We start from the raw sequence: 26,340 nt of genomic DNA, 5'->3' as shown, positions 1-26,340 counted from the left end.
TCGACAGCTTATTCCAGTTCGACCAGAAGGTCCTTTGCGTCAATCTGGCCGCCGGGCTGCACATGAACGGCCTTGACCGTCGCATCACGCTCGGCGTGGATACCGGTTTCCATCTTCATCGCCTCGATGGTCAGCAGCATGTCGCCTTCCTTGACCTGTTGGCCTGCCGAGACGGCCACAGTGGCCACAACACCCGGCATCGGTGCACCGACATGATCTGGGTTGCCGACCTCGGCCTTGGGCCGAGCCTGCGTGGTCGATGTGACCATTCGGTTCGGAACACGGATGACACGCGGCTGGCCGTTGAGTTCAAAGAACACTTTGACCTCACCCTTTTCATCGGTCTCACCAATCGCCTGGCAGCGGATTTCCAGCGTTTTGCCGGGATCAATCTCGGCCGTGATCTCTTCGCCGGGTTCCATGCCGTAGAAAAAGCTGCGCGTGGGCAGGGTACGGACCGGGCCATAAACCCGGTGACGGCCCATGTAGTCCAGAAAGACCTTGGGATACATCAGGTATCCGTTCAGATCCTCGTCATCGACCTCTTTGCCTTCCAACTGCTTGGACAGCTCGGCGCGGGTGGCCTCAAGATCAACCGCAGGCACGTCCTTGCCGGGGCGCTGGGTGTTGGGCGCTTCGTCCTTGAGCACCTTCTTGATGATGGTATCCGGGAACCCGCCCGGAGGCTGACCCAGATTGCCGCGCATCATGTCCACGACCGAGTCGGGGAAGGCCACGTCGGTGCCCGGGTCCTCGACCTGTTCGCGGGTCATGTTCTGGCTGACCATCATCAGTGCCATGTCGCCAACAACCTTGGAGGATGGTGTCACCTTCACGATATCGCCAAACATCCGATTCACGTCCGCATACATCTGCGCCACCTCATGCCAGCGCTCTTCCAGCCCCAGCGAACGCGCCTGCGCCTTGAGGTTGGTGAATTGGCCGCCGGGCATCTCGTGCAGATAGACTTCCGATGCCGGAGCCTGCAGGCTGGATTCAAAGGCCGCGTACTGGCCGCGTACAACCTCGAAGTAATCGCTGATTTCGCGGATCGCCTTGATGTCCAACCCGGTGTCGCGGTCGGTATGGCGCAGCGCCTCGACCACGGTGCCCAGCGTTGCCTGGCTGGTGTTGCCCGAGAAGCTATCCATCGCGCAATCCACCGCGTCCACGCCCGCCTCGGACGCCGCCAGAATGGTCGCGCTGGCGATACCTGCAGTGTCATGAGTGTGGAAGTGGATCGGCAGGCCAACTTCTTCCTTCAACGCGCGAATAAGGATCTTGGCTGAGGCCGGTTTCAGCAGGCCAGCCATGTCCTTCAGGCCCAGAATATGCGCACCGGCATCGCGCAGTTCTTTCGCCATGCCGACATAGTACTTCAGGTCATATTTGGCGCGATCCGGGTCCAGAATATCACCTGTGTAACAGACGGTGCCTTCGCAGATCTTGCCGTTCTCGACGACCGCGTCCATCGCCACACGCATGTTCTCGACCCAGTTCAACGAGTCGAACACACGGAACACGTCGATATTATTGGACGCTTGGCGCACGAATTCCTGCACCACGTTGTCGGGGTAGTTGGTGTAGCCAACCCCGTTCGCGCCGCGCAGCAGCATCTGGGTCATCAGGTTCGGCATCGCTTCGCGCAGATCGCGAAGGCGCTGCCACGGACATTCCTGCAGGAAGCGGTATGCGACGTCAAAGGTCGCACCGCCCCAGCACTCGACCGAGAACAGCTGCGGCAGGTTCGCCGCATAGGTCGGGGCCACTTTGATCATGTCGATTGACCGCATCCGGGTCGCCAACAGAGACTGGTGCCCGTCGCGCATGGTGGTGTCGGTGATCAGCAGTTGGCGCTGCGCTTTCATCCAGTCTGCCACCGCCTGCGGGCCCTTCTGCTCCAGCAGGTTGCGCGTACCCATCTGCGGTTCGGCTTTCAGCGCGGGCGGCTTGGCCTCTTTCAGATCAGCGCGCGGTTCGGGGCGGTCCTTGGTCTCGGGGTGACCGTTCACCGTGATGTCAGCGATATATGTCAGAACCTTGGTGCCCCGGTCGCGGCGGCGCTTGAAGGCAAACAGGTCCGGCGTCGTGTCGATGAATTTGGTGGTGTATTCGTTCGACAGGAAGGTCGGATGTTTCAGCAGGTTGATGACAAAGTCGATATTGGTGCTGACGCCACGAATACGGAATTCGCGCAGCGCACGGTCCATGCGGGCAATCGCTGCCTCGGGGGTCGGCGCTTTGGCCGTTACCTTGGTCAGCAGCGAATCATAATAACGCGTGATCACACCACCTGCATACGCCGTGCCGCCGTCCAGACGGATACCCATACCAGTGGCCGAACGATAGGCGGTGATGCGGCCGTAATCGGGGATGAAGTTGTTCTGCGGGTCTTCAGTCGTGATCCGGGTCTGGAGGGCATGACCGGTCAAGTGTACGTCTGCTTGACTTGCTGCACCGGTGGCCTCGGCCAGTGTCTTGCCTTCCGCAATCAGGATCTGCGCCTGCACAATGTCGATGCCGGTGACTTCTTCAGTCACGGTATGTTCCACCTGAACACGAGGGTTCACTTCGATGAAGTAGAACTTGCCGGTTTCCATATCCATCAGGAATTCGACCGTGCCAGCGCATTCATAGTTCACATGTGCGCAGATCTTGCGACCCAGCTCGCAGATCTCGGCGCGTTGTTCTTCGCTCAGGTATGGGGCGGGGGCGCGTTCGACTACTTTCTGGTTCCGGCGCTGGACCGAGCAGTCGCGTTCATAAAGGTGATAGATCTCACCTTGCTTGTCGCCAAGGATCTGTACCTCGACATGGCGGGCGTGGATGATCATCTTTTCCAGATAGCCCTCGCCGTTGCCAAAGGCGGCTTCGGCCTCGCGGCGACCTTCCAGAACCTTTTCTTCCAGTTCATCTTCCGACTGGATTGGGCGCATGCCGCGACCGCCGCCGCCCCAGGATGCCTTGAGCATCAGCGGGTAACCGATCTTTGCGGCCTCTTTGCGGATGACATTCATGTCGTCGCCCAGCACTTCGGTGGCCGGAATGACGGGAACACCTGCCGCTACGGCCACGCGCCGGGCGCTGGCCTTGTCACCCAGGGCGCGCATGGTCTCGGCCTTGGGGCCGATGAAGGTGATACCGTTCTGGACACAGGCATCAACGAAGTCCGGGTTCTCGGACAGCAGGCCGTAACCAGGGTGGATCGCGTCGGCACCACATTGCTTGGCCACGCGAATGATCTCGTCAATCGACAAATAGGCCGCGACTGGCCCCATGCCCTCGCCGATCTGATACGCTTCGTCCGCCTTGAACCGGTGCAGGCCCAGCTTATCTTCTGCCGCGTAGACAGCGACGGTGCGTTTGCCCATCTCGTTTGCTGCGCGCATTACGCGAATGGCGATCTCGCCTCGGTTGGCGATCAGGATCTTGTTGAAGTCTGTCATGGTAGGTCCCGGTCTTTTGTGTGTGGGCGTCTTATTGGGCGGAGAATACGCGCAGGTATATCCGTTCTTCTGGGTAGAACCGGCATGTTATCGCTCGCAAACGCCCTTTGGCCGCTGCGTTCTTATACTTATGCCGCGCCGCAGCATCAAATGTTTAGCGTCTGCTCTCAATCTGGGACAAATCTGCCAGTCCCAACTGACCCATATTCGCCTGCAGATCCTGTCTCAGAATATCGATTACGTGTGCAGGCCCCGGCGCGCCAAGTGCCGCCAGCCCATACAAAAAAGCACGCCCGAGCATGACGAAATTCGCACCCAGCGACAGCGCGCGCAAGATATCCAGCCCGCCTTCGACGCCGCTGTCAAAGATCAGGGGCAGGCGGGTCGCGTCCCGTATGGCGGGAAGAACTTCGACGCTGGCCGGGGCGGCGTCAAACTGACGGCCGCCGTGATTCGACACCCACAAGGCGTCCACACCAACCTGTTCCAGCCTGCCCGCGTCCTCGGGGCGCAGGACACCTTTCAGGATAAATGGCCCGTCCCAGTGATCGCGCAACCATTTGACATAGTCCAGATCCGGTGACGTCCGCAGCAGGTAACCGATATGAGCCGTTGGCGGCAGATCGCCCGGGTTGTCGATATACTTATCCAGCGTACGCATATGCGGCACACCGTTGCGCAGCATACCTATGGCCCACGCGGGCTTTTGAGCGATCTGTGCCAACAGGCGCGGGGTCAGCTTTGGCGGCTGTCTCAGGCCAGATCGGGTTTGCCGTTCCCTGCGCGAGGCGACAGGGACATCAACCGTCAGAACCAGTGTGCGAAAGCCAGCTTGGCGAATCCGGTTCAGCATATCCTTGCGAATCTCCGGGTCCCTTGGTGGATAAAGTTGAAACCAGGCGTTTTCCCCCAGATTCGGCGCCAAGTCTTCAGGGCTCTGGCTGGCGACGGTTGACAGGGTGTATGGAATCCCGGCTTTGGCAGCGGCACTGGCAAGCAGTTGTTCCGCATCGGGCCAGACCAGCCCGGACATCCCGATCGGGGCGATACCGAAAGGGAATGGATACGCAGTCGTCAGAAACGTCCTTGACGTATCAAAATCCAAATCTCCGTGCAGGATCGACGGGCTTAGGCGCACCTCATCCAGCGCTTTGCGATTCCTGTGTAGGGTCGTTTCAGCCCCGGTTCCGCTGTCGATATATTCCCACACAAAATGCGGTAGGCGGCGGCGCGCGCGGCGTTTCAGATCGGGAATGCCTGGGTAGGTGCTGTGCAGGTCCATGCAGATTGATCCGACCTGCCATGCGATTCGGCAAGGTTTTTACGCTGCATCCGTCGATGGTTGCTGGCTTTCGGGCGGTGTGTGTTTGGTCTGGTTCTTGGCTCCACAGGCGACCTGCACCTGATTGCGCCCCTTGTCTTTGGCGACATACAGCGCATCGTCGGCCGCACGCATCAGGTCCTGAGGCATGGTTCCGTGTGCCGGGTAATGCGCGACCCCAACCGATATCGTAATGCGCGGCAGAGCCTTCTCGCCATATCGTACAGTCACGGCCTCGACCGCCTGACGCAGGTGTTCGGCGCGGGTCATGGCATCTTCGGGGCTGTTGTCGGGCAGGATCAACATGAACTCCTCGCCCCCAATGCGACAGGCGATTTCATCCCGATCGCAGCCTTGCTCCAGCGCGGCACCGACGGCGCGCAATACCATGTCACCAGCGTCATGACCGTGAGTGTCGTTGAATTTCTTGAAGTGATCGACATCCACCGCGATCAGGCTAAGCGCGGCGCCTGTCTGCTGGCTGCGGTTGATGGATTTGCGCAGCGTCTCAGTCATATGGCGGCGATTGAACAACCCGGTCAGAGGGTCACGTACCGATTGGTCATGCAGCTGATCGCGCATACGGACATTGGCAATCGCCACACTGATCTGTTCTGCGCACAATTGTGCCAGTTTGCGGCTTTTGTTGAAGCAATCTTCACGCCCCTCAATTGCCCGCAGATGCAGAAGACCAACGGTTTCCCCATGTGCCAGAATAGGAAAACAGAAATACCGCCTCCCATCATGAGGTTCGGCATGTTCGCAAACGAAATCGATCTCGGATACGCCGAATTCATAGGTCCGGCCACGCCGCAAGCCCCAGCATCCTTCGGGGTGGATATGCGCCTTATGCGCGCCGCCATTCCAGCTGGCGCAGCCATCCAGCACATCGCGTGAGTTGGAATAGACATAAACGCTGCCTTCAGCCTCGGGCAGGATATGTGTCATGAAGCGAGCGACCATGTCGAACAGCTCGTCCAGCGACCGGCTTGATTGCAGCCATTCGTTCAGTTCGCCCAGCAAGCGGACCTCGCGGGCCAGACGCAGCTGTTCATCCATCAACTCACGTTCCTTGTTGGTGCGCGTGCGCAGATCGCGAACCTGACGACGGTTGGTGCGGTGAACAATCAGGATGACTGTGGACAGCGCCAGCAAGGCAACCCCGCTGAGAACCGCCAAAGACAGGCGCACGCGGGTGATGAACAGGTTCCGCAGGTCCGTAATGTCCGAATAGAATGCGATGGCTCCCAGAAACGTCGCATCCCTGATGATCGGTGTGTAGACCTCGGCCACATGGCGGCTGCTAAGACCAGTATCCTCTGGATTGCTTGCGCCGAAGAAATCAACTTCGGCAATCGGTTTCTCTTCATGCTTGTAGTAAAGGCCACCGGCAGCCACGGTTGATTGGAAATAAGGTTTCGTATTCACAGTCCCGACGTCACTTGTACGGGTCGACCAGAAGACCTGCCCCGCAGCATCAAACAGCTTGAAGCGATAAATGTCCGAGGTCACGGGTAGCAGTTCCAGAAATTCCTCGTCATGCTCGGTCAACGCGTGAAACCGGAAAGTCTCGCCCAGATCGTACAGGTGGCTTTCAACCTGGCGGCTCATCTGCATCGCGCTTTTTCGCAGATCGGATTCCAGCATGCGATCGACCACTGGCGCAGGAACGGCGTAAATGCCCCATCCCGCTGCTGCGGTCAGCGCGACCAGCATCAGGGTTGCGCCCGCCATTTTCAGCCTTGAGGACTGGCCTGTCAAAGTCACCTGTTCCATCTTTCCCGCTCCCACAACACTCGGCCAAGCATCCAGACCAATATTTGACAGAGGGTTAACGGGTGCGCAGGGCAGCGGCGTCTTTGTTTAGAATTGAACGCAAAAAGAAGTGTGAAAAGCTTGTGAACAAGGCGTGAACAAACCCTTTCCCTTCGCGCTTATCCGGCGTAGTTTGGGGCCATGAGCAGTTTTGACGAAATGGACGCCTTCGAAGGCGCATCATTGTCGGCGCGGGCTATGGCCGTGCGCCCCTCGCCCTATCTGGATGAGCTGAACCCGGCGCAGCGGGATGCAGTCGAGCGTTTGGATGGCCCGGTTCTGATGCTGGCAGGTGCAGGGACAGGCAAGACCAAGGCTCTGACGGCCCGGATCGCGCACCTGCTCAACACGGCGCGGGCCCGTCCTAATGAGATTTTGTCGGTGACCTTCACCAACAAGGCTGCGCGCGAGATGAAAGAGCGGGTCGGTCGTCTGCTGGGTCAGCCTGCCGAGGGGATGCCATGGCTGGGCACCTTCCACTCGATTTGCGTAAAACTGCTGCGCCGCCATGCGGAGCTGGCCGGGTTGAAGTCGAACTTCACCATTCTGGACACCGATGATCAGAAGCGGCTGCTCAAGCAGCTCACGCAAGCCGCCAATATTGATGACAAACGCTGGCCCGCGCGGATGTTGGCTGGGATTATCGACGACTGGAAAAACCGCGCGTTGACACCCGACAAGGTGCCAACCGCCGACGCCGGAGCCTATAACAACAAGGGCATTGAGTTGTATGCCCGGTACCAGACCCGCCTGCGAGAGCTGAATGCAGTGGATTTTGGTGACCTTCTGCTGCACGTGGTCACGATCTTACAGACCCATCAGGACGTTCTGGAGCAATATCAGCGCTGGTTCCGTTACATCCTCGTGGACGAGTACCAGGACACTAATGTCGCCCAATACCTATGGCTTCGATTGCTGGCCGGAGGGCACAAGAACATCTGTTGCGTCGGCGATGACGATCAGTCGATCTATGGCTGGCGCGGGGCCGAGGTGGGGAATATCCTGCGGTTCGAAAAGGATTTCCCGGGCGCATATGTTGTGCGGTTGGAACAGAACTATCGCTCGACCCCGCATATTCTGGCTGCTGCGTCGAATGTCATTCGGGGCAATGAAAACCGTCTGGGCAAGGAATTGTGGACCGCCGAAGAGGAAGGCCACAAGGTGCATCTGATCGGTCATTGGGATGGCGAAGAAGAGGCGCGCTGGATCGGCGAGGAAATCGATGCGCTGCAGAGTGGCACACGCGGCGTGCGGCCTATGAATCTCGACGAAATCGCCATCCTCGTCCGCGCCTCGCACCAGATGCGCGCCTTCGAGGATCGGTTCCTGACAATCGGTCTGCCTTACAAGGTGATCGGCGGCCCGCGATTCTATGAACGGATGGAGATTCGCGATGCCATGGCCTATTTCCGGCTGGTGGTCAGCCCCGAGGATGATCTGGCGTTCGAGCGGATCGTGAACACGCCGAAACGCGGCCTTGGCGACAAGGCTCAGCAGACGATTCAGATGACAGCGCGTGAGAACGGGGTGTCTCTGGTTGATGGGGCCCGAATCGCTGTTGACAACGGGCTGATCAAGGGTAAGGGCGGCAAGGCGCTGCGCGAACTGATCGGTGGTTTGGCGCGGTGGAACGCGATGACGCGGGGACCTCGGATCGAGGTGGATGATGATACGGTCATCGATGATGGCGTCTCGCCGATCCGCTATGGCGCGCCCGAGCATACGCATATCGAACTGGCGCAGATCGTGTTGGACGAATCCGGCTATACCGCCCATTGGCAGAACGAAAAGACGCCCGAGGCGCCGGGGCGGCTGGAGAATCTCAAGGAACTGGTCAACCAGTTGGACAATTTCGAGAACCTGCAGGGGTTTCTGGAACATGTCAGCCTGGTGATGGATAACGAGCAGGACTCGGATGGCGACAAGGTTTCGATCATGACTTTGCACGCGGCCAAGGGGCTGGAGTTTCCCGCCGTTTTCCTGCCGGGGTGGGAGGATGGGCTGTTCCCCTCACAACGGTCAATGGACGAATCGGGGATCAAGGGCCTCGAAGAGGAACGGCGGCTGGCCTATGTGGGCATCACCCGCGCGGAAGAGGTCTGTACGATTTCCTTTGCCGCCAACCGGCGGGTGTTCGGGCAGTGGCAGAACTCCATGCCCTCGCGGTTCATCGACGAACTGCCCGAGGATCATGTGGAGGTGCTGACGCCTCCGGGTCTCTATGGCGGTGGCCAGCAAACGGCGGGCATCGAAACGCGTGCGGCGGAAGCCAATGTCTACAACTCGCCGGGCTGGAAGCGGTTGCAGGCGCGGCAAGGGCAATATGGCATGTCGCAACCGAAAGAAAGCCGGGACACGGTGATCGATGCCACTGCACTGGCCAGTTTCACTCTGGGCGAACGGGTGTTCCACCAGAAGTTTGGCTATGGCGCGGTGATCGGAATCGAGGGTGACAAGGTTGAGGTCGATTTCGACAAGGCTGGAACCAAGAAGGTTGTTTCGCGGTTCCTGACCAACAAAGATGACGTCCCGTTCTGAGGTGTTAGATCCCTTCGACTAGAACCAGATTAGTCGAGGCAGTGGCTTGCCGGATCTTCGCCAGCTCGATGTAATCGGGGTCGTCTTTCCAGGCTTTTGCCGCCGCAAGGTCCGGAAACTCCATCAACACAATCCCGCCTTCAGGCCATTTGCCTTCGATTCGTTCGACCGGTTTGGACGAGATCGTCAGCAAGCGGCCTCCGTGGCGGTCGAAGATCGGCATGAAGCCTGCAAGATAGTCCTGATACCCGTCCGGGTCGTGGATATCAATCTGCGCGATGAAATAGGCTGCCATAACGTCCTCCGGATCAGAAATCAGGACGCCATCCTACACCAATGACCCAAAACAAAAAACGGCGGTCCCCAGGGAGGAGGGAACCGCCGTCTTGTCAACATCAGAGCAGGGAGGAGGAGAGCCCCGATGTATCCGAACCCGGGTTTGAACCCGGAATGAGGAAGACGCGGCGACGTCAGGGAGGAGGAAGACGTCGCCGCGCGCTTTCAACATCAAGGCAGGGAGGAGGAGAGCCCCGATGTATCAGTTTCCGGCGGAGTTGAGGCCGGTATTAGGTGCGGCAACGTCAGGGAGGAGGAGAGACGTTGCCGCTAATTACAGACCCTAAGGGAGGAGTAAGGGTCTGATCTCGGTATGTGTTGCGCGCTTATCGCGCGATTTGATCGTTTGCGGCCTGCATGGCCACGCGACGGATCATGGAGCGGTGCAGGCCAAGATCTGCCAGTTCACGATTGGACAGAGCGGACAGTTCACTGACGGTCTGGCGGTACATGCGATGGCGCACGAACCGGATTTTTGCGTTTTCTACCAGTGCGCCGAACCCGAACGCCGGTGCGCTCTTCAGTGCTGTTTGTGTGCTTGCAACTGCCATGCTCATCATCCGTATCTTTTTGCTTTGCCGATATCGCTCGGCCCTTGCTTGAGACTGAAAATAAGCAAATGCTGCGATTGCACAATGGGTCACGTCATCAATGCTGCTATGCAGCAAATGCATAGATTGGCTCAGTTTTTTCCCCAACGTCAAAAACAGGCCTGTAAAACATAGCTATTACCCTAGGTCACTTTTCAACCCCGATCACAACGGTCTGATGACCTGCATGTGAATTGGGCACGATCGACGGGAATTTGTGCGATTTAAAGCATCTCGGGACGCGTCCGCGAAAGAAGTACCACCGCGAAGCGCGGCGGTTCACCTGTTTCCTGTGCCGCAAAGTGCGCGATCGGCGTCCAATGGGAAATCATGGGTAGTGTTGGTTTTCGAGGAACGTCAGGCCTGAATTACTCAGGAAATCCGAGCGATTCTGTGATACGGCTGCCCAAAGGCGCGCAGTTTTTCCACACTTAATGGCATATTCCAAAGTTTTTCGGGAATTCATGGGAAAAAATTTCACACCCGAAATTTCCTATATATAGCGGCTTCATACTCGCTTTGTCCTACAAATGGTGTCGTGGCGCTCCAATTTCAGTGTGATACTATGTTTTTGGCGTGTTCCGTGTGACACGCTCCACAATTTTCCTATTGATTTCCATGAATTCCCATGGCATCCCTTATGCATCCGATGAGGACGAGGCAGCAGGGGCACCAAACGACCCCGACCAAAAATAATCAGGTTTCATACAGGCATCTCGCTTTCATCAATCAAGAGATCCGGCGCGCGGGCGAGCAGACATCCCCCCAGGTGGCGCGTGCAGCTGGACATCCCGCAAAGCGGGTCAATGCGGCGGGTTGATCAGTGGCAGCAGATCAACTCGCCGTTTTTACCTTCTGGGGGACGTGAATTTCAAGTGGGGCGCAAGCGAAAGGGACAGTCGTCTTGGCGCGCAGGTTTAGAGGTGAAGGCCACCATAAGGTGGACACGAAGGGCAGGGTCTCGATCCCGGCCTCGTTTCGCCGTGTGCTTGAAGCGTCCGATCCCAACTGGCAGCCCGGTGACTCTCCAGAACTTGTGATTGTCTACGGTGACCACCGCCGCAAATTCCTTGAATGTTATACGATGCAGGCGATTGACGAGGTCGACGCCAAGATTGACGCGCTTCCGCGTGGTTCAATGGAGCGCAAAATGTTGCAGCGCATGTTCCACGGCCAGTCGTTCCCGACAAACGTGGATGAAACCGGGCGTCTGGTTCTGCCCGCCAAGCTGCGCACCAAGATCGACCTTGAGAATGAGGCGTTCTTTATCGCCGCCGGTGACACGTTCCAGATCTGGAAGCCCGAGACCTACGAGGTCGAGGAACTGGCCAAGGCTGAAGAGTGGATGGACGATCTGCCCGACGATTTTGACCCGATGGTCTATCTCGATGGCGTCGGGGACGCGTGACGGCATGTCCGGCGCTATCCCCTCCTCTAATAAACCTCATATTCCTGTATTGCTGCGTCCATTGCTGGCCGCGGTGTCTCCGGTGTGCGGCGTTTGGTTGGACGGCACCTTTGGGGCAGGCGGATACACGCGCGGGTTGCTCAATGCAGGAGCTGACAAGGTTATCGGCGTTGATCGCGATCCGCTGGCCTTTGAGATGGTAGCGGATTGGGTCGGTGACTATGGCGACCGGCTGGTGATGCAGCAGGGTGTGTTTTCGCGCATGGATGAATATGCGCAAGATCTGGACGGCGTTGTGTTGGATCTTGGTGTGTCTTCGATGCAGCTGGACCTGGCCGAACGCGGCTTTTCCTTCATGAAAGACGGCCCGCTGGACATGCGGATGAGTCAAAAGGGCGAAAGTGCCGCCGATCTGGTGAACACCGCGACCGAAGTTCAGTTGGCAGATATCTTGTTCCACTACGGCGAAGAACGCGCCAGCCGTCGGATTGCCAAGGCAATTGTCAGGGCGCGGACGGAAGAACCGATCACAACGACCCTACGTCTGACCGAGATCATCGAATCCTGCCTGCCGCGGCCTAAACCGGGACAATCTCATCCTGCGACGCGTAGCTTTCAGGGCCTGCGCATTGCTGTGAATGCGGAGTACGAAGAACTGTACCAAGGGCTCATGGCCGCCGAACGCGCTTTGAAACCTGGCGGGCAACTGGCCGTTGTCACCTTTCATTCCATCGAGGATCGGATGGTAAAGCGGTTCTTCCAATCCCGTGCGGGCAAGACCGGGCGTGCGAACCGTTATGCACCCGAGATGGAACAGGAACAGCCGCAATTCACGCTGAAGACCCGCAAGGCGGTGGGTCCTGACGAACAGGAATTGCAGGAGAATCCGCGCGCACGCTCGGCCAAGCTGCGCGTCGCAATACGAACTGAGGCGCCGTCGGGGGAAATCGAGGCACGAGCCATCGGGATGCCGCAGCTTGGGGGAAGGGCGAGATGAAGAGTGTTTTGTATGTGTTGACTGCTCTGTCCGTGTTTGGGCTGGCATTGTGGGCCTATCAGGAAAACTACCGCACCCAGCAGGTGGCAAAAGAAACGCAATCCCTGCAGCGCGAAATCGGTATGGCGCAAGTACGCTTGGCCGTTCTGAACGCCGAATGGGCCTATCTGAACCGTCCCGACCGGCTGCGCGAACTGGCCGACCTGAACTTTGAACGCCTTGGCCTGCTGCCGCTGCGGGCCGAACAGTTCGGGCGCGCCGATCAGATTGCCTATGCAGAAGACCCGGACCTGCCTATCGTCGATCCGATTGAATTGCAGGCCATCACGGACATTCAGGCATTGGGCGAGGTGCAGATCCCATGACACGCACCCCGCTGCGCCCTCTGGCCCGTATCCTTGACGCCCGCGCCCGGGGCGAAAACCCCAAGGTGATCGAGCGTGAGAACATCCGCAAACGCCATGAAGACATGAAAGACCGCGCCCGCGCCCGCGCCGAAGGGCGTCTGCTTGTGTTGGGTCTGTTCTTTTTCTGCGCGTTTTCGGTCGTCGGTGTCCGCATGGGCATGTTGGCAACTTCTGAGGCGCAAGAGCCGCTGGCCAGCGCGCCGGGGGCCGCAATCGCCATGCAGCGCGCCAATGTTGTCGACCGCGAGGGTCGTATTCTGGCGACCAACCTGGACACTTATTCCGTTTACGCCCAGCCGCCGCTGATGATCGACCCGGTTGCCGCTGCGGATCAGCTGGTGGCGATTTTCCCCGATCTGGAAAAAGAGCGTCTAGTTAAAGATTTCACCGGAAATCGCAAGTTCCTGTGGATCAAAAAACGCATCTCGCCCGAGCAGAAGCAGGCCGTCCATGACATCGGTGATCCCGGCATCCTGTTCGGCCCGCGTGAAATGCGGCTGTATCCCAACGGCCGTCTGGCCGCGCATATTCTGGGTGGGTCCGGTTTCGGCCGCGAAGGCGTCAGCGCCGCCGAAGTGATCGGCGTCGCTGGCGTGGAAAAGCAGTTCGACGATTATCTGCGCGACCCGGCCAACGGCAACAAGCCGCTGCAGCTGTCGCTGGACCTGACCATCCAGGCGGCGGTAGAGCAGGTTCTTTATGGCGGTATGAAGATCATGAACGCCAAGGGTGCCTCGGCCGTTTTGATGAACGCCCATACGGGTGAGGTTGTTTCCGCCGCCTCGCTGCCTTCATTTGACCCGAATGACCGACCACGCCCACCGACCTCGGGATTTGACCCCTCGGACAGCCCGCTGTTCAACCGCTATGTGCAGGGCGTCTATGAGTTGGGATCGGTGTTTAAGATTTTCACTGCTGCGCAGGCGGTTGAGCTTGGGTTGGTGAATTCGAACACCATCATCGATACATCTGGCCCGATGAAGATCGGACGCTTCCCGATTGGTGAATTCAACGGCAAGAATTACGGTAAAATCAGTGTGGCGGATGTGATTGTTCACAGCTCAAACCGTGGCACAGGGCGCTTGGCACTGCAAATCGGGTCCCAGCGACAGCAGGATTTCCTGAACGCGCTTGGTATGTTCGACCCGACCCCGTTCGAGATTGTCGAGGCCAAGGGCGGTGCGCCGCTGAAGCCGAAGAAATGGGGCGAGCTCAGCACCGTGACAATTTCTTATGGCCATGGCCTGTCGACCAGCCCGATGCATCTGGCCGCCGGGTATGCGACGATTGCAAATGGCGGACACTATGTCAGCCCGACCATCCTGCGCCAGAACGGCCCGCAATACGGCCCGCGTGTCATGTCACAGGGCACCGCGCGTCAGGCGCAGAAAATGCTGCGCAAGGTGGTGACAGACGGCACCGCCAGCTTTGGCGAGGTCAAGGGATATGACGTGGCGGGCAAAACCGGTACGGCGGACAAGCCCAAGCCGCGTGGCGGGTACTATGATGACAAGGTCATTGCCACCTTCGCAACGATCTTTCCGGCCTATGATCCGCAATACGTTCTGATCGTCACGCTGGATGAGCCCTCGATTCTGGCTTACGGCGAAAAACGACGCACGGCGGGTTGGACGGCGGTGCCGGTTGCCGCTGAACTTATCGGTCGCGTTGCCCCCCTACTGGGCCTGCGTCCCCGGCTTGAGCCTGAGGCGGGCGCTGCTATAACGCTGACCTCAAACTAGGCTGTCCGGCAAGAGGTGGGTCATGGGCACAAGGACGAAAAAACTCAACCAACTGGCCCTGACCGCAAGAGGGGGCGCAAACCCCGATATCATGGGTCTTGCCGTTGACAGCCGCGAGGTGAAAGACGGCTATCTTTTCGCAGCCCTTCCCGGCACCCGCGTTCATGGCGGAGATTTCATCCAATTCGCCCTGCGCATGGGGGCATCCGCGATCCTGACCGATGCCGAAGGGGCCGAGATCGCGGCGCGAGAGCTTGCAGTCTCGGACGCGGCACTGGTTGTGGTCGAAGACCCGCGACAGGCGCTGGCCGGTGCTGCCGCGCTGTGGTTCGGCGCGCAGCCGAAAACCATCGTCGCTGTCACCGGAACGAACGGCAAAACGTCTGTTGCCACCTTCGTGCGTCAGATCTGGACCGAACTTGGCCACGCTGCCGTCAACCTCGGCACCACTGGGGTCGAGGGCGCGTGGACCGCTCCACTGGCTCACACCACGCCCGAGCCGATCACTCTGCACCGCTGTCTGGCGGAAGCCGCCGAAAACGGCGTGACCCATGCCGCGATGGAGGCCTCATCCCACGGCCTTGAACAGCGCCGTCTTGACGGCGTGCATCTGACCGCGGCCGGGTTCTCGAATTTCACACAGGACCATCTGGACTACCACGAAACGTTTGAAGCTTATTTCGCTGCCAAAATGGGCCTGTTCGACCGTGTTTTGCCGCAGGATGGAACCACCGTAATCAATCTGAGCGACCCAAAGGGGGCTCAGGTCAGGCGGATCGCCGAGGCGCGGGGTCAGTCGATGCTGAGCGTTGGTCTGGGTGATGCCGATCTGTGCCTGATCAACCAGCGGTTTGATGCCACCGGACAGGATCTGCGCTTTGCGTGGCAGGGCAGAACCTTCCAGACCCGTCTGAATTTGATCGGTGGGTTCCAGGCCGAAAACATCCTGCTGGCCTGCGGGCTGGTGATCTCCGCAGGCGACAACCCCGATAAGGTCTTTGAAACCCTGCCGCACCTGACGACGGTTCGGGGGCGGATGCAATTGGCTGCAACCCGCAACAATGGCGCAACGGTTTTTGTGGATTACGCCCACACGCCTGACGCCGTGGCCACGGCTCTGAAGGCGCTGCGCCCCCATGTGATGGGTCGTTTGATTGCCATTGTCGGCGCAGGTGGCGACCGCGACGCTACAAAACGCCCCCTGATGGGCAAAGCGGCTGCAACCCACGCAGACGTGGTCTTTGTCACCGATGACAACCCGCGCAGCGAAGATCCGTCCAGCATCCGCGCAGCCGTCATGGCAGGCGCTTTGCAAGCCGCAGGCGACACCAGTGTGACCGAGGTCGGTGACCGTGCCGAAGCCATTTTGCGCGGCATCGATGCTCTACAACCCGGCGACGCGCTTTTGATCGCAGGAAAGGGCCATGAAACCGGGCAAATCGTGGGCGATCAGGTCCTGCCATTCGATGATGTGGAGCAGGCCAGCATTTCCGTTGCCGCGCTGGACGGGAGGGTCGCATGACACTCTGGACGGCGTCCGAGGCCGCTGAGGCTACCGGAGGGCAGGCAACGAGCGATTGGGCCGCAAATGGCGTGTCCATCGACACCCGCACCCTTCAGCCCGGCGATCTGTTCGTGGCGTTGAAAGCGGCGCGGGACGGGCATGATTTCGTGGCGCAGGCGCTGGAAAAAGGCGCTGCGGCGGCACTTGTTTCTCGTATTCCCGACGATGTGCCTGAAGGTGCACCTCTGCTAGTCGTCGATGACGTACAAACGGGGCTCGAAGCTTTGGGACAGGCGGCCCGGGCCCGAACGGATGCACGTGTGGTGGGCGTAACGGGCAGTGTCGGCAAGACTTCGACCAAGGAAATGCTGGCGACGATCCTTGAAACACACGGTAAGACCCATGCCAGCGTGGCCAGCTATAACAACCATTGGGGTGTTCCGCTGACCCTCGCGCGGATGCCGCGCGACACCGAGTTTGCGGTAATCGAGATCGGCATGAACCACCCGGGCGAAATTGCTCCGCTGGCCAAACAGGCCCGTCCGCAAGTCGCGTTGGTCACAACCGTGGCGGCAGTGCATCTGGAAGCCTTCGAGTCGGTCGCAGGCATCGCGCACGAAAAAGCTGCGATCTTTGAGGGGCTCGAACCCGGCGGGGCCGCGATCGTCAACGCAGATATCGACCACGCGGACATCCTGCGCCAAACGGCGCTTGAACAGGCGGCACGGATCGTTGATTTCGGCCACACCGCAGCGGATTACCGGCTGACCGATGTTCAGCCACAGTCCAACGCCGTCAAAGCCGAGGCTGTGGTCGGTGATCACGTGATCCGATTTGAAGTGAATTCTGCAGGCACGCATTTCGCCATGAATGCGCTGGGTACTCTGGCGGCTTGCGTTGAATTAGGTGTCGTTCTGGACCAGGCTATCGCAGGCCTGCGCGCGTGGTCGCCAGTCAAAGGGCGCGGGGTACGCGAAAGCTTGCCGTTGTCCAGTGGCGGGCAGATCGAACTGCTGGATGACAGCTATAACGCCAACCCAACCTCGATGGAGGCCGCGCTGGAGGTATTGGCCGCCTCGCAAGGCTCGCGCCGCATCGCGTTTCTGGGCGACATGAAAGAACTGGGTACTCGGGAAGAGGCCATGCACTCGGCCATGGCAGGTATCAAGGCGATGGCGCAAGTGGATCAGGTCCACTGTATCGGCCCGTTGATGCAGGCGATGCACCATGCGTTGCCCGAGGGAAAGCGCGGTCTCTGGTCTGAAACCAGCGCCGAAATGGCCGAGCAACTGCCAAGTTTAATCCGGGATGGCGATACTGTGCTCGCCAAGGGTTCGCTCAGCATGGCATTGGCCACGATTGTTGACGGTCTGCGCAAAATGGGGCAAGGGGGCGCGCTTGATGGGTGAACGTGCCCGCGCGCCTCGTGTGAGAAAGGTATTGGCATGCTGTACTGGTTGACCGCCCTGTCGGATGGAGGGGATTTTTGGAACCTCTTCCGGTATATTACCTTCCGTGCAGGCGGTGCTTTTATGACGGCACTGATCTTTGGGTTCATCTTCGGAAAACCCTTGATCAACGTGCTGCGTAAAAAACAGGGCAAGGGCCAGCCAATCCGCGATGACGGCCCCGAGGGTCATTTTTCCAAGGCAGGCACGCCGACCATGGGTGGATTGTTGATTGTCGGCGCCCTTGTGACCTCGACACTGATCTGGGCGCGGCTGGATAACCCGTATGTCTGGATGGTGCTGTTCGTGACCTTGTCTTATGCGGCAATCGGATTCGCCGATGACTACGCCAAGGTCTCAAAACAGAACACTCAAGGCGTCTCGGGCAGGATGCGCCTCGCTTTGGGTGTGATTATTGCCGTACTGGCCTCGCTTTGGGCGACGTTGCACCACCCCGAGGCTTTGCAGAACCAACTTGCCGTGCCGGTACTCAAGGACACTCTGCTCAATCTGGGCGTCTTCTATATCCCGTTCTCGATTGTCGTGATCGTTGGCGCGGCCAACGCGGTGAACCTGACCGACGGTCTGGACGGCCTGGCGATCATGCCCGCGATGATCGCGGCCTCAACTCTGGGCGTCATCGCCTATGCGGTGGGCCGGGTCGACTTTACCGAATATCTGGACGTGCATTACGTCCCGGGCACAGGTGAGATATTTATCTTCACCTCAGCGCTTTTCGGCGCGGGGCTTGGCTTCCTGTGGTACAACGCCCCCCCGGCGGCCGTGTTCATGGGCGACACCGGATCGCTGGCTCTTGGGGGCGCGCTGGGCGCAATCGCCGTGGCCACCAAGCACGAGCTGGTTCTGGCCGTGGTCGGTGGCCTGTTCGTGGTCGAGGCGCTGAGCGTGATCATTCAGGTGCTCTACTTCAAACGCACCGGCAAACGGGTCTTTTTGATGGCCCCGATCCATCACCACTATGAGAAAAAAGGCTGGGCCGAGCCGACCATCGTCATCCGTTTCTGGATCATCTCACTGATCCTGGCGATGATCGGTCTGGCAACGCTGAAAGTGCGGTAGCGCTCCCGCCAGGATCGGAGGGCCTGCGGCCCTCCGGCCAACTGTTGGGCCCGGCTCGCGCTGCAGCGCGAGCCTGACACGCCCCTTGTCATTGTGAATTTCTTCGGTGCAGTGTGACCTCCAAATTCAATTCAAAGAAGGTGGGTAGGATGATCCCGGTCAAAGGCTTTTCAGGACAGAAAGTAGCGGTTCTGGGGCTGGGCCGGTCCGGCCTGGCAACTGCGCGCGCCCTGCGCGCTGGTGGGGCAGACCCTGTGTGTTGGGACGACAACCCAGCCGCCCGCGACATCGCCGTCGAGGAAGGTTTCACTTGCGCTGACCTGCGTAAACACGGCGCGTTTGACGGCATTGCTTCGCTTATCGTTTCTCCGGGCATTCCACATCTCTATCCCGAACCCAACCCGGTGGTTGCTGCAGCCTTGGATGTTGGAGTGCCGGTGGACAATGACATCGGCCTATTCTTCCGTTCGTTCGCGGGGTCGGAATGGAACGGTTACGACACGCCGCCGCGCGTGATCGCGGTGACGGGATCGAATGGAAAATCGACGACCGCCGCTCTGATCCATCATATCCTGACCGAGGCCGGGCGCGAGGCGCAGTTGGCAGGCAATATTGGGCGCGGGGTTCTGGATATCGATCCGGGCGGCGATGGTTCGGTCGTGGTGCTGGAGCTTTCCAGCTATCAGACCGAGCTGGCTCGCGCTCTGACCCCCGATGTGGCGGTATTCACCAACCTGTCGCCCGATCATCTGGACCGCCACGGCGGCATGGGTGGATATTTCGCGGCCAAACGGCGCCTCTTTTCCGAAGGTGGCCCCGACCGCGCGATCATTGGTATCGACGAAGCTGAGGGCGCATTTCTGGCAGGGCAACTGGCCGAAGGGCCAGCAGATGACCGGGTGGTCCGTGTCTCGGTGGCGCGAAAACTGACCGGGCCGGGCTGGCAGGTTTTTGCGCGCAAGGGTTTCCTGTCGGAATACCGAAAAGGGCGTCAGGCCGGGTCCATCGACCTGCGCGTCATCAAGGGCTTGCCCGGCGCGCATAACCACCAAAACGCCTGCGCGGCTTATGCCGCCTGCCGATCATTGGGCCTTGCGCCGCGCGTGATCGAGGATGCGCTGCACTCTTATCCGGGCCTGCCGCATCGCAGCCAGATCATTGCCGAGGCGGATGGGGTCACTTACGTCAACGACTCCAAGGCAACCAATGTCGACAGTGCGCTGAAGGCACTGACCGCGTTCAAAAAGATCCGGTGGATTTGTGGCGGGCTTGAGAAAGAAGGGGGCATCGCAGCCCTGAACGCTGCAGCGAATCAGGTTCTGAAGGCCTATGTGATCGGTCGCGAAGCGGCCGGTTTTGCGATGCAGCTTGAAGCCGACGCTCAGGTCTGCACCACGATGGAAGCAGCTGTGGCGCAAGCCATGGAGGATGCCGAAGAGGGCGATACCGTGCTGCTGGCCCCTGCAGCAGCAAGTTTCGATCAGTATGACAACTTCGAACAACGCGGCGATGACTTTGCCGAACAAGTGCGCAAACATCTTAGCTGAGGCAGCGCCCTGCCGGTTGATCTGGACTTTTCCCAATCAGATTGACACTTTGTAGGAAGTAAGGTTGCGTCACCTTCAGTTCACAAAGAGGTAGCGGATATGTCTGCACGCAAAATTTTCTTCGCCCTTCCCGTGGTCGCGCTGGCTGGGGCCTGCGCCAATAGCGGGGCGAATTATGTTCCGATCGTCGATGGGGCCGTAGGCCCTAACTATCAGTCTGATCTGGCCAATTGTCAGGCGCTGGCCCGGTCTCAGCCAACGCTCGACAGCAACACCGCTGGTGCTGCGGCCATCGGCGCGGCTGGTGCTGCGGCGACGACAGCGATCATCGACAACAGCGCCAGCGATCTGGGCCGAGCGGCGGCTGCCGGTGCCCTGATCGGTGCTGGTGCAAGTGCGATCAACAACACCCAGAATCAGGAAGTGATCGTGCGCAACTGTATGCGTGGGCGCGGATATAACGTCGTCGGCTGAAGCCGCGCAAATTGATGTGTCGGCTAAAGTCGCGCAAATTGTCGTGTCGGCTAATGCCTGGCGGCAATGGCGACACCTGCAGCATGGCCGGATGACCATGCCCATTGGAAATTGTAGCCGCCCAACCACCCGGTGACATCCACCGCTTCGCCAATTGCATAGAGGCCGGGGACATCCTTGGCCTCCATTGTTTTCGAGGACAGATCATTGGTCTCGATCCCGCCCAGCGTGACCTCGGCGGTGCGATACCCTTCGGTTCCGGACGGAACCAACTGCCAGTCAGACAAAGCCGAGGTCAGGTCAGCCAGCTTCGCATCTGATTGGTCGGCCAGATTTCCGGACATCGGAATGAATTGACACAGATAATCGACCAGTCGGGCCGGCATATGCCGCGCCAATTCAGTGGTCAACGCTTTGCGGCCTGCACTCTGCCGCTGCGAGCGCAACAGATCGAACAGGGGCAGATCTGGGATCAGATTTGCACGGATCGCTTCGCCTTCGCGCCAGTAGGATGAAAGCTGCAACACTGACGGCCCGCTGAGGCCCCTATGAGTAAACAGCAGCGCCTCGTCAAAGCTGGTACGGTCATTCGACAACCGTGCGGGCAGGGAAACACCGGACAGGCCCTTGAACCGACCATCCGAGAAAGTGAACGGCACCAGCGCCGCACGCGTTTCGGTCACGCGCAGGCCGAACTGCCCGACAATGTCATAGGCCAGCCCGGTCGCGCCCATCTTGGGGATCGATTTGCCGCCCGTGGCCAGCACGAGATTGGCGCAGGTCAGATGAAGGCGTTGCCCTTCACGTTCGACCTCCAGCGCAAACCCGCTGTCCGTCTTGCGCAGGTCGCGCACCGAAGTTTGCACCCACAGCTCTGCTCCTGCACTGTTCATCTCGTCCAGCAACATCTGGATAATCTGTTTCGAAGATCCATCGCAGAACAATTGCCCCAGAGTTTTCTCGTGCCAGGCAATGCCATAGCGCCCGACCAGATCGACGAAATCCCACTGCGTGTACCGAGCCAGCGCGGACTTGCAGAAATGCGGGTTCTGCGACAGGAAGTTGTCGGGACCCGCATACATGTTGGTAAAGTTGCAGCGTCCACCGCCCGAGATGCGGATTTTTTCACCCGGCGCCTTGGCGTGGTCGATCACCAGCACACGCCCGCCGCAATAGGCTGCGCACATCATGCCGGCGGCCCCGGCGCCAAGGATGATCGTGTCGTAGGTCATGTGGTGCGCATGGCGTGGATTAGGCAGGATGGCAAGAGCTCATGCCGATGTGGTTCACGAGACGAGCCACATGCGTATTCCCAAATCTGAGGTCAACTGACGTGAGGATTGCCAGATGTTCAGTGTACTGTCATGCTGTTGCCTTGACCACCAAAATTTTTGACAAAACCCGCTGACAAAAGGAATTTTCAATGCAATTTCCGGAATTTATAGCGTCCTTCCCAAAACTGGATGTGCCGTTCCCTGAAGACGTAGTGCAGACGGCCGTTATTCGATCCGACGCAGGTTTGGTCGCATTTCTCACTTTTCTAAAGGATATGGAACTTCCCTTGCATTCGCATGGTGCCCAATGGGGGACAGTGGTTGAAGGGGAAATTGAACTCACAATAGGTGACCAGACCAACACCTATCGTCCCGGCGACAGTTATTCGATCCCGAGCGGGGTTGAGCACGGTGGAGTTATCAAGGCGGGGTCTCGTGTCATCGACGTGTTTGAAGAACCTGACCGATACCCGATTAAAGACTAGCGCAAAGCGATGCGCCTTGTGGGTTCAACCGCACGCTGTTCGACTAAGAGCAGCAGTTACAACTCCAACATCCATGGCCATCCTGAGGCATATGAGGGATGAGGCGCACATGGCAGGTCGATTTCTGTGTTATGTCTTCATTCCGCTAGCCCAAAGGTAAAAATCCTTGTAAACTCTCAATCAGATCCCGAAAACGGGGCGTTAACGAGGCAGAGAGTGGCGGTATCTCATGACTGAGATGGTGTATGGCGCGGTTCAGGACCGGCGCGGAGAACCGATTCTACCGAAATGGTGGCGTACAATTGATCGTTGGACGATGTCCTGCGTTCTGATCCTGTTTACCATCGGGTTGTTGCTGGGGCTGGCCTCATCGCCGCCGCTTGCCGGTCGAAACGGTTTTGATCCTTTCCATTATGTTGAACGTCAGGCCATCTTCGGCGGATTGGCGCTGATCGCGATGTTGCTGACCTCGATGATGTCGCCGACCCTGGTGCGCCGTCTGGCGGTGCTGGGGTTTCTGGGTGCTTTTGTGGCGCTGGTCTTCCTGCCTGTCTTCGGGACCGACTTTGGTAAGGGCGCGGTGCGTTGGTACTCGTTGGGCTTTGCCTCGCTGCAGCCGTCCGAGTTTCTGAAACCCGGGTTCATCGTTGTGGCCGCGTGGCTGCTGGCCGCCTCGCAGGAAATCAACGGCCCGCCGGGGCGCATCTGGTCCTTTGCGCTGTGCATGGCGATTGTCGGCATGCTGGTGATGCAGCCTGATTTCGGCCAGGCCTGCCTGATCCTGTTCGGCTGGGGGGTGATGTACTTTGTCGCCGGGGCGCCGATGCTGCTGCTGGTCGGAATGGCCGGGTTTGTTGTTCTGGGTGGTATGTTTGCCTATTCCAATTCTGAACATTTTGCCCGTCGTATCGATGGCTTCCTGAATCAAGAGGTCGATCCGACCACGCAGTTGGGCTATGCCACCAACGCCATTCGTGAAGGTGGTTTGTTCGGTGTCGGTGTGGGTGAGGGGCAGGTGAAATGGTCTCTGCCGGACGCGCATACCGATTTCATCATTGCCGTCGCGGCCGAGGAATACGGCCTGATCCTGGTGCTCATCATCATCGCGCTTTATTCGTTGATCGTGGTACGCTCGCTGCTGCGCCTGATGCGGGAACGCGACATGTTCATCCGTCTGGCGGGTACCGGTCTGGCGTGCATGTTCGGCGTGCAGGCGATGATCAACATGGGTGTTGCCGTACGTCTGCTGCCCGCGAAGGGTATGACGCTACCTTTTGTCAGCTATGGCGGCTCATCGCTGATTGCAGGCGGTATTGCGGTCGGAATGCTGCTGGCCTTTACCCGAAACCGCCCACAGGGCGAACTTGGCGATATTCTACGCGGACGAGGATAATGGGGACTCCATACCTGTTGATTGCGGCTGGTGGGACTGGGGGGCACATGTTCCCCGCTCAGGCGCTGGCCGAGGCGATGCTTAACAAGGGCTGGCGTGTGCGCCTGTCTACCGACCCGCGCGGCGCCCGCTATACCGGAAGTTTCCCGCATTCGACCGAGATTGTCGAGGCGTCCTCAGCCACTTTCGCCCGTGGCGGCCTGGTGGCCAAGGCTATGGCCGGTCCCAAGATTGCGGGCGGCGTCGCCAGCACGGTGTTCCAGATGATGCGGGACAAGCCCGATGTTGTTGTGGGCTTCGGCGGGTATCCTTCGATCCCGGCGCTGAGCGCGGCGACCATGCTTAAAATCCCCCGCATGATCCACGAACAGAACGGAGTGTTGGGGCGTGTGAACCAGTTGTTCGCCACCCGCGTCGCGCAGGTGGCCTGCGGTGTCTGGCCCACGGACCTGCCCGAAGGCGCACATGGCATCCACACTGGCAACCCGGTCCGGGCTGCCGTTCTGGACCGCGCCGCAGCCGGTTACATTCCGCCCGGTGATTATCCGATGTCGGTCCTTGTCATGGGCGGGTCGCAAGGCGCTCGCATCCTCAGCGATGTTGTGCCCGGAGCCATCGCCGCACTGCCCGAAGACATCCGCAATCACATCCGCGTCTCGCATCAGGCACGGGACGAAGACGGCGAGCGCGTCACAGCCTTCTACAACGACCACGGCATTCGCGCCGATGTGCAGCCCTTCTTCGATGATGTCCCCCGTCGCATGTCGGATGCCCAGCTGGTGATCTCACGCTCGGGCGCGTCCAGCGTTGCCGACATTTCAGTCATCGGGCGTCCTTCGATCCTGATCCCGTTCGCCGCTGCCGCCGGGGATCATCAAACTGCAAACGCGCGTGGGTTGGTGCAGGCGGGCGGGGCCATCATGATCCCGGAAAAGGCACTTGACGTTCCCGCGTTGACACAGCAAATCACCACGGTTCTCACGAACCCTGAAGCCGCACAGAAAATGGCCCACGCCGCCTTGTCTGTCGGGGCACCCGACGCCACTGAGCGTCTGGTCGCCCTGGTCGAGCAATTGGCGCAGAAGGAGACCACATGAATCCAGCAACCAAACTGCCCCAGGACGTAGGGCCGATTCATTTTGTTGGGATCGGCGGAATCGGGATGTCAGGCATCGCTGAGGTGCTGTTGAACCTTGGCTATCGGGTGCAGGGCTCGGACCTCAAAGCATCCAAGATCACCGACCGTCTGGCAAGTCTGGGCGCGGAGATCTTTGTCGGCCAACGCGCCGAGAACCTTAAAAACGCAGCTGTCGTTGTCACTTCAACCGCGATCAAACCGGGCAACCCGGAACTGGACAAGGCGCGCGCGCAGGGCCTGCCTGTTGTCCGCCGAGCTGACATGTTGGCCGAACTGATGCGCTTGCGCTCGAATATTGCCATCGCCGGAACGCACGGCAAGACCACTACGACGACCATGATGGCCGAGTTGATGGTCGCGGGGGATTTTGACCCGACCGTGATCAATGGCGGTATCATTCATGCCTATGGCTCGAACGCGCGGATGGGGCAGGGCGAATGGATGGTCGTCGAGGCCGACGAATCCGACGGCTCGTTCAACCGTCTGCCTGCCACTATCGCCATCGTCACCAATATCGACCCCGAGCATATGGAGCACTGGGGCGATTTCGACACGTTGCGCGACGGTTTCTATGAGTTCGTTTCGAACCTGCCGTTCTACGGTCTGGCCGTCTGCTGCACGGATCATGCCGAGGTGCAGGCTCTGGTCGGTCGCATCACCGACCGCCGTGTGCGCACCTATGGGTTCAACGCACAAGCCGACGTGCGCGCCGAGAACCTGACCTACAAAGGCGGCGTTGCGCATTTTGATATCCATCTGCAATACGAAGACAAGGTGATCGAAGGCTGTACCCTGCCGATGCCCGGAGACCATAATGTCTCGAACGCGCTGTCCGCCGTGGCCGTTGCCCGCCATCTGGGCATGAAAGCCTCGGAAATCCGCGAAGCGCTGGCCAATTTCGGCGGCGTCAACCGTCGCTTCACCAAGGTCGGAGAAGTCGACGGCGTCACCATCATCGACGATTACGGCCACCACCCGGTCGAGATTGCCGCTGTTCTGAAAGCCGCGCGTCAGGCGACCGAAGGCCGCGTGATCGCCGTGCATCAGCCGCACCGCTATTCGCGCCTGTCCAACTTGTTCGACGATTTCTGCACCTGCTTCAACGACGCCGATGTCGTGGCCATCGCGGAGGTCTTTGCCGCCGGCGAAGACCCGATCGAAGGTGCAACCCGTGACGATCTGGTGCAAGGCCTGATCCGCCACGGCCACCGCCATGCCCGCGCGCTGCTCGATGAAAACGATCTTGAACGTCTTGTGCGGGAACAGGCCCGTCCCGGCGATATGGTTGTCTGTCTCGGCGCCGGTACGATCAGCGTCTGGGCCAACGGCCTGCCCGAGAGATTGCAACGAAAACAAGCCGTTTGACTTCCCGTTTGATTGATGCACAACCTGAAAGT

Annotated in this window: 20 protein-coding genes; 14 read left to right on the top strand and 6 right to left on the bottom strand. The window is 59.4% G+C overall.

Translation table 11 applies throughout. The annotated features are described in order from the left end of the window. Nucleotides 1-8 precede the first annotated feature (8 nt). From Q0816_RS01775 to Q0816_RS01765, 3 genes are all read right to left on the bottom strand, one after another. Complete coding sequence (locus tag Q0816_RS01775; protein ID WP_298846900.1) at nucleotides 9-3,446, bottom strand: pyruvate carboxylase; 3,438 nt, start codon at nucleotides 3,444-3,446, stop codon at nucleotides 9-11. Nucleotides 3,447-3,600: 154 nt separating this feature from the next. Beyond that, nucleotides 3,601-4,728, bottom strand: a complete 1,128-nt coding sequence (locus Q0816_RS01770) for an alpha-hydroxy acid oxidase (RefSeq protein ID WP_298846898.1) — start codon at nucleotides 4,726-4,728, stop codon at nucleotides 3,601-3,603. Nucleotides 4,729-4,767: 39 nt separating this feature from the next. Beyond that, on the bottom strand, nucleotides 4,768-6,543 hold the full coding sequence (locus Q0816_RS01765) for a diguanylate cyclase (protein WP_298846896.1): 1,776 nt from the start codon (nucleotides 6,541-6,543) through the stop codon (nucleotides 4,768-4,770). A gap of 180 nt (nucleotides 6,544-6,723) precedes the next feature. On the opposite strand from Q0816_RS01765, the gene Q0816_RS01760 reads away from it, so the two are divergent. Next, nucleotides 6,724-9,120: an ATP-dependent helicase gene (locus Q0816_RS01760; protein ID WP_298846894.1), complete on the top strand. Its 2,397-nt coding sequence runs from the start codon at nucleotides 6,724-6,726 to the stop codon at nucleotides 9,118-9,120. Between the two features lie 4 nt (nucleotides 9,121-9,124). On the opposite strand, the gene Q0816_RS01755 is transcribed toward Q0816_RS01760, so the two are convergent. Together Q0816_RS01755 and Q0816_RS01750 are read right to left on the bottom strand one after the other, a co-directional pair. Beyond that, entirely contained in the window at nucleotides 9,125-9,415 is a 291-nt protein-coding gene (locus Q0816_RS01755) for a DUF1330 domain-containing protein (RefSeq protein WP_298846892.1), read from the bottom strand. A 367-nt stretch (nucleotides 9,416-9,782) separates the two neighbouring features. Continuing rightward, a complete protein-coding gene (locus tag Q0816_RS01750) occupies nucleotides 9,783-10,007 on the bottom strand; it encodes a DUF1127 domain-containing protein (RefSeq protein ID WP_298846890.1) in 225 nt (74 codons plus the stop codon). A gap of 979 nt (nucleotides 10,008-10,986) precedes the next feature. Between Q0816_RS01750 and mraZ the strand changes: the two genes are divergently transcribed. The 9 genes from mraZ (at nucleotide 10,987) to Q0816_RS01705 (ending at nucleotide 20,653) form a co-directional block, all read left to right on the top strand. After that, a complete protein-coding gene (gene mraZ / locus Q0816_RS01745) occupies nucleotides 10,987-11,454 on the top strand; it encodes a division/cell wall cluster transcriptional repressor MraZ (protein WP_298846888.1) in 468 nt (155 codons plus the stop codon). 4 nt (nucleotides 11,455-11,458) lie between these two features. Continuing rightward, a complete protein-coding gene (gene rsmH / locus Q0816_RS01740; RefSeq protein ID WP_298846886.1) occupies nucleotides 11,459-12,451 on the top strand; it encodes a 16S rRNA (cytosine(1402)-N(4))-methyltransferase RsmH in 993 nt (330 codons plus the stop codon). Next, a complete protein-coding gene (locus tag Q0816_RS01735) occupies nucleotides 12,448-12,816 on the top strand; it encodes a cell division protein FtsL (RefSeq protein WP_298846884.1) in 369 nt (122 codons plus the stop codon). The genes rsmH and Q0816_RS01735 overlap by 4 nt, the downstream gene beginning before the upstream one ends. Then, nucleotides 12,813-14,600 carry a penicillin-binding protein 2 gene (locus Q0816_RS01730; protein ID WP_298846882.1) on the top strand — a complete coding sequence of 596 codons (1,788 nt, stop codon included), beginning with the start codon at nucleotides 12,813-12,815 and terminating at the stop codon, nucleotides 14,598-14,600. The genes Q0816_RS01735 and Q0816_RS01730 overlap by 4 nt, the downstream gene beginning before the upstream one ends. 22 nt (nucleotides 14,601-14,622) lie before the next feature. After that, on the top strand, nucleotides 14,623-16,122 hold the full coding sequence (locus tag Q0816_RS01725; RefSeq protein WP_298846880.1) for a UDP-N-acetylmuramoyl-L-alanyl-D-glutamate--2,6-diaminopimelate ligase: 1,500 nt from the start codon (nucleotides 14,623-14,625) through the stop codon (nucleotides 16,120-16,122). Further along, entirely contained in the window at nucleotides 16,119-17,513 is a 1,395-nt protein-coding gene (murF, locus tag Q0816_RS01720) for a UDP-N-acetylmuramoyl-tripeptide--D-alanyl-D-alanine ligase (RefSeq protein WP_298846878.1), read from the top strand. The genes Q0816_RS01725 and murF overlap by 4 nt, the downstream gene beginning before the upstream one ends. A 36-nt stretch (nucleotides 17,514-17,549) precedes the next feature. After that, nucleotides 17,550-18,632: a phospho-N-acetylmuramoyl-pentapeptide-transferase gene (mraY, locus tag Q0816_RS01715; protein WP_298846876.1), complete on the top strand. Its 1,083-nt coding sequence runs from the start codon at nucleotides 17,550-17,552 to the stop codon at nucleotides 18,630-18,632. A 149-nt stretch (nucleotides 18,633-18,781) separates the two neighbouring features. Next, nucleotides 18,782-20,179, top strand: coding sequence for a UDP-N-acetylmuramoyl-L-alanine--D-glutamate ligase (murD, locus tag Q0816_RS01710; RefSeq protein ID WP_298846874.1), 1,398 nt, complete (start codon nucleotides 18,782-18,784; stop codon nucleotides 20,177-20,179). 99 nt (nucleotides 20,180-20,278) lie between these two features. After that, a complete protein-coding gene (locus tag Q0816_RS01705) occupies nucleotides 20,279-20,653 on the top strand; it encodes a glycine zipper family protein (RefSeq protein WP_298846872.1) in 375 nt (124 codons plus the stop codon). 50 nt (nucleotides 20,654-20,703) lie between these two features. Here the strand turns inward: Q0816_RS01705 and Q0816_RS01700 are convergent, their stop codons facing one another. Then, the gene (locus Q0816_RS01700; RefSeq protein WP_298846870.1) at nucleotides 20,704-21,885 is read right to left on the bottom strand and encodes an NAD(P)/FAD-dependent oxidoreductase; all 1,182 of its coding nucleotides are present in this window, start codon (nucleotides 21,883-21,885) and stop codon (nucleotides 20,704-20,706) included. 191 nt (nucleotides 21,886-22,076) lie between these two features. Here Q0816_RS01700 and Q0816_RS01695 point away from each other — a divergent pair, with 191 nt between their 5' ends. The 4 genes from Q0816_RS01695 to murC all read left to right on the top strand — a co-directional run bounded on the left by Q0816_RS01695 (nucleotide 22,077) and on the right by murC (nucleotide 26,308). Further along, nucleotides 22,077-22,412, top strand: a complete 336-nt coding sequence (locus Q0816_RS01695) for a cupin domain-containing protein (protein ID WP_298846868.1) — start codon at nucleotides 22,077-22,079, stop codon at nucleotides 22,410-22,412. A 229-nt stretch (nucleotides 22,413-22,641) separates the two neighbouring features. Next, complete coding sequence (gene ftsW / locus Q0816_RS01690) at nucleotides 22,642-23,805, top strand: putative lipid II flippase FtsW (protein WP_298846866.1); 1,164 nt, start codon at nucleotides 22,642-22,644, stop codon at nucleotides 23,803-23,805. After that, complete coding sequence (locus Q0816_RS01685) at nucleotides 23,805-24,902, top strand: UDP-N-acetylglucosamine--N-acetylmuramyl-(pentapeptide) pyrophosphoryl-undecaprenol N-acetylglucosamine transferase (protein WP_298846864.1); 1,098 nt, start codon at nucleotides 23,805-23,807, stop codon at nucleotides 24,900-24,902. Before ftsW ends, Q0816_RS01685 begins: the two co-directional genes overlap by 1 nt. Further along, nucleotides 24,899-26,308: a UDP-N-acetylmuramate--L-alanine ligase gene (gene murC, locus Q0816_RS01680; RefSeq protein WP_298846861.1), complete on the top strand. Its 1,410-nt coding sequence runs from the start codon at nucleotides 24,899-24,901 to the stop codon at nucleotides 26,306-26,308. Before Q0816_RS01685 ends, murC begins: the two co-directional genes overlap by 4 nt. Nucleotides 26,309-26,340: the final 32 nt, after the last annotated feature.

This window comes from uncultured Ruegeria sp. (assembly GCF_947497005.1).
GTDB lineage: Bacteria > Pseudomonadota > Alphaproteobacteria > Rhodobacterales > Rhodobacteraceae > Ruegeria.
Note: the sequence above shows the minus strand (reverse complement) of the source record. Positions and strands in the feature narration are given on the sequence as shown.

Excerpts from the sequence above, each read along its gene's own strand:
- Q0816_RS01775 (WP_298846900.1), bottom strand. The coding sequence starts at position 3,446 with ATGACAGACTTCAACAAGATCCTGATCGCCAACCGAGGCGAGATCGCC.
- Q0816_RS01770 (WP_298846898.1), bottom strand. The coding sequence starts at position 4,728 with ATGGACCTGCACAGCACCTACCCAGGCATTCCCGATCTGAAACGCCGC.
- Q0816_RS01765 (WP_298846896.1), bottom strand. The coding sequence starts at position 6,543 with ATGGAACAGGTGACTTTGACAGGCCAGTCCTCAAGGCTGAAAATGGCG.
- Q0816_RS01760 (WP_298846894.1), top strand. The coding sequence starts at position 6,724 with ATGAGCAGTTTTGACGAAATGGACGCCTTCGAAGGCGCATCATTGTCG.
- Q0816_RS01755 (WP_298846892.1), bottom strand. The coding sequence starts at position 9,415 with ATGGCAGCCTATTTCATCGCGCAGATTGATATCCACGACCCGGACGGG.
- Q0816_RS01750 (WP_298846890.1), bottom strand. The coding sequence starts at position 10,007 with ATGGCAGTTGCAAGCACACAAACAGCACTGAAGAGCGCACCGGCGTTC.
- rsmH (WP_298846886.1), top strand. The coding sequence starts at position 11,459 with ATGTCCGGCGCTATCCCCTCCTCTAATAAACCTCATATTCCTGTATTG.
- Q0816_RS01735 (WP_298846884.1), top strand. The coding sequence starts at position 12,448 with ATGAAGAGTGTTTTGTATGTGTTGACTGCTCTGTCCGTGTTTGGGCTG.
- Q0816_RS01730 (WP_298846882.1), top strand. The coding sequence starts at position 12,813 with ATGACACGCACCCCGCTGCGCCCTCTGGCCCGTATCCTTGACGCCCGC.
- Q0816_RS01725 (WP_298846880.1), top strand. The coding sequence starts at position 14,623 with ATGGGCACAAGGACGAAAAAACTCAACCAACTGGCCCTGACCGCAAGA.
- murF (WP_298846878.1), top strand. The coding sequence starts at position 16,119 with ATGACACTCTGGACGGCGTCCGAGGCCGCTGAGGCTACCGGAGGGCAG.
- mraY (WP_298846876.1), top strand. The coding sequence starts at position 17,550 with ATGCTGTACTGGTTGACCGCCCTGTCGGATGGAGGGGATTTTTGGAAC.
- murD (WP_298846874.1), top strand. The coding sequence starts at position 18,782 with ATGATCCCGGTCAAAGGCTTTTCAGGACAGAAAGTAGCGGTTCTGGGG.
- Q0816_RS01705 (WP_298846872.1), top strand. The coding sequence starts at position 20,279 with ATGTCTGCACGCAAAATTTTCTTCGCCCTTCCCGTGGTCGCGCTGGCT.
- Q0816_RS01700 (WP_298846870.1), bottom strand. The coding sequence starts at position 21,885 with ATGACCTACGACACGATCATCCTTGGCGCCGGGGCCGCCGGCATGATG.
- Q0816_RS01695 (WP_298846868.1), top strand. The coding sequence starts at position 22,077 with ATGCAATTTCCGGAATTTATAGCGTCCTTCCCAAAACTGGATGTGCCG.
- ftsW (WP_298846866.1), top strand. The coding sequence starts at position 22,642 with ATGACTGAGATGGTGTATGGCGCGGTTCAGGACCGGCGCGGAGAACCG.
- Q0816_RS01685 (WP_298846864.1), top strand. The coding sequence starts at position 23,805 with ATGGGGACTCCATACCTGTTGATTGCGGCTGGTGGGACTGGGGGGCAC.
- murC (WP_298846861.1), top strand. The coding sequence starts at position 24,899 with ATGAATCCAGCAACCAAACTGCCCCAGGACGTAGGGCCGATTCATTTT.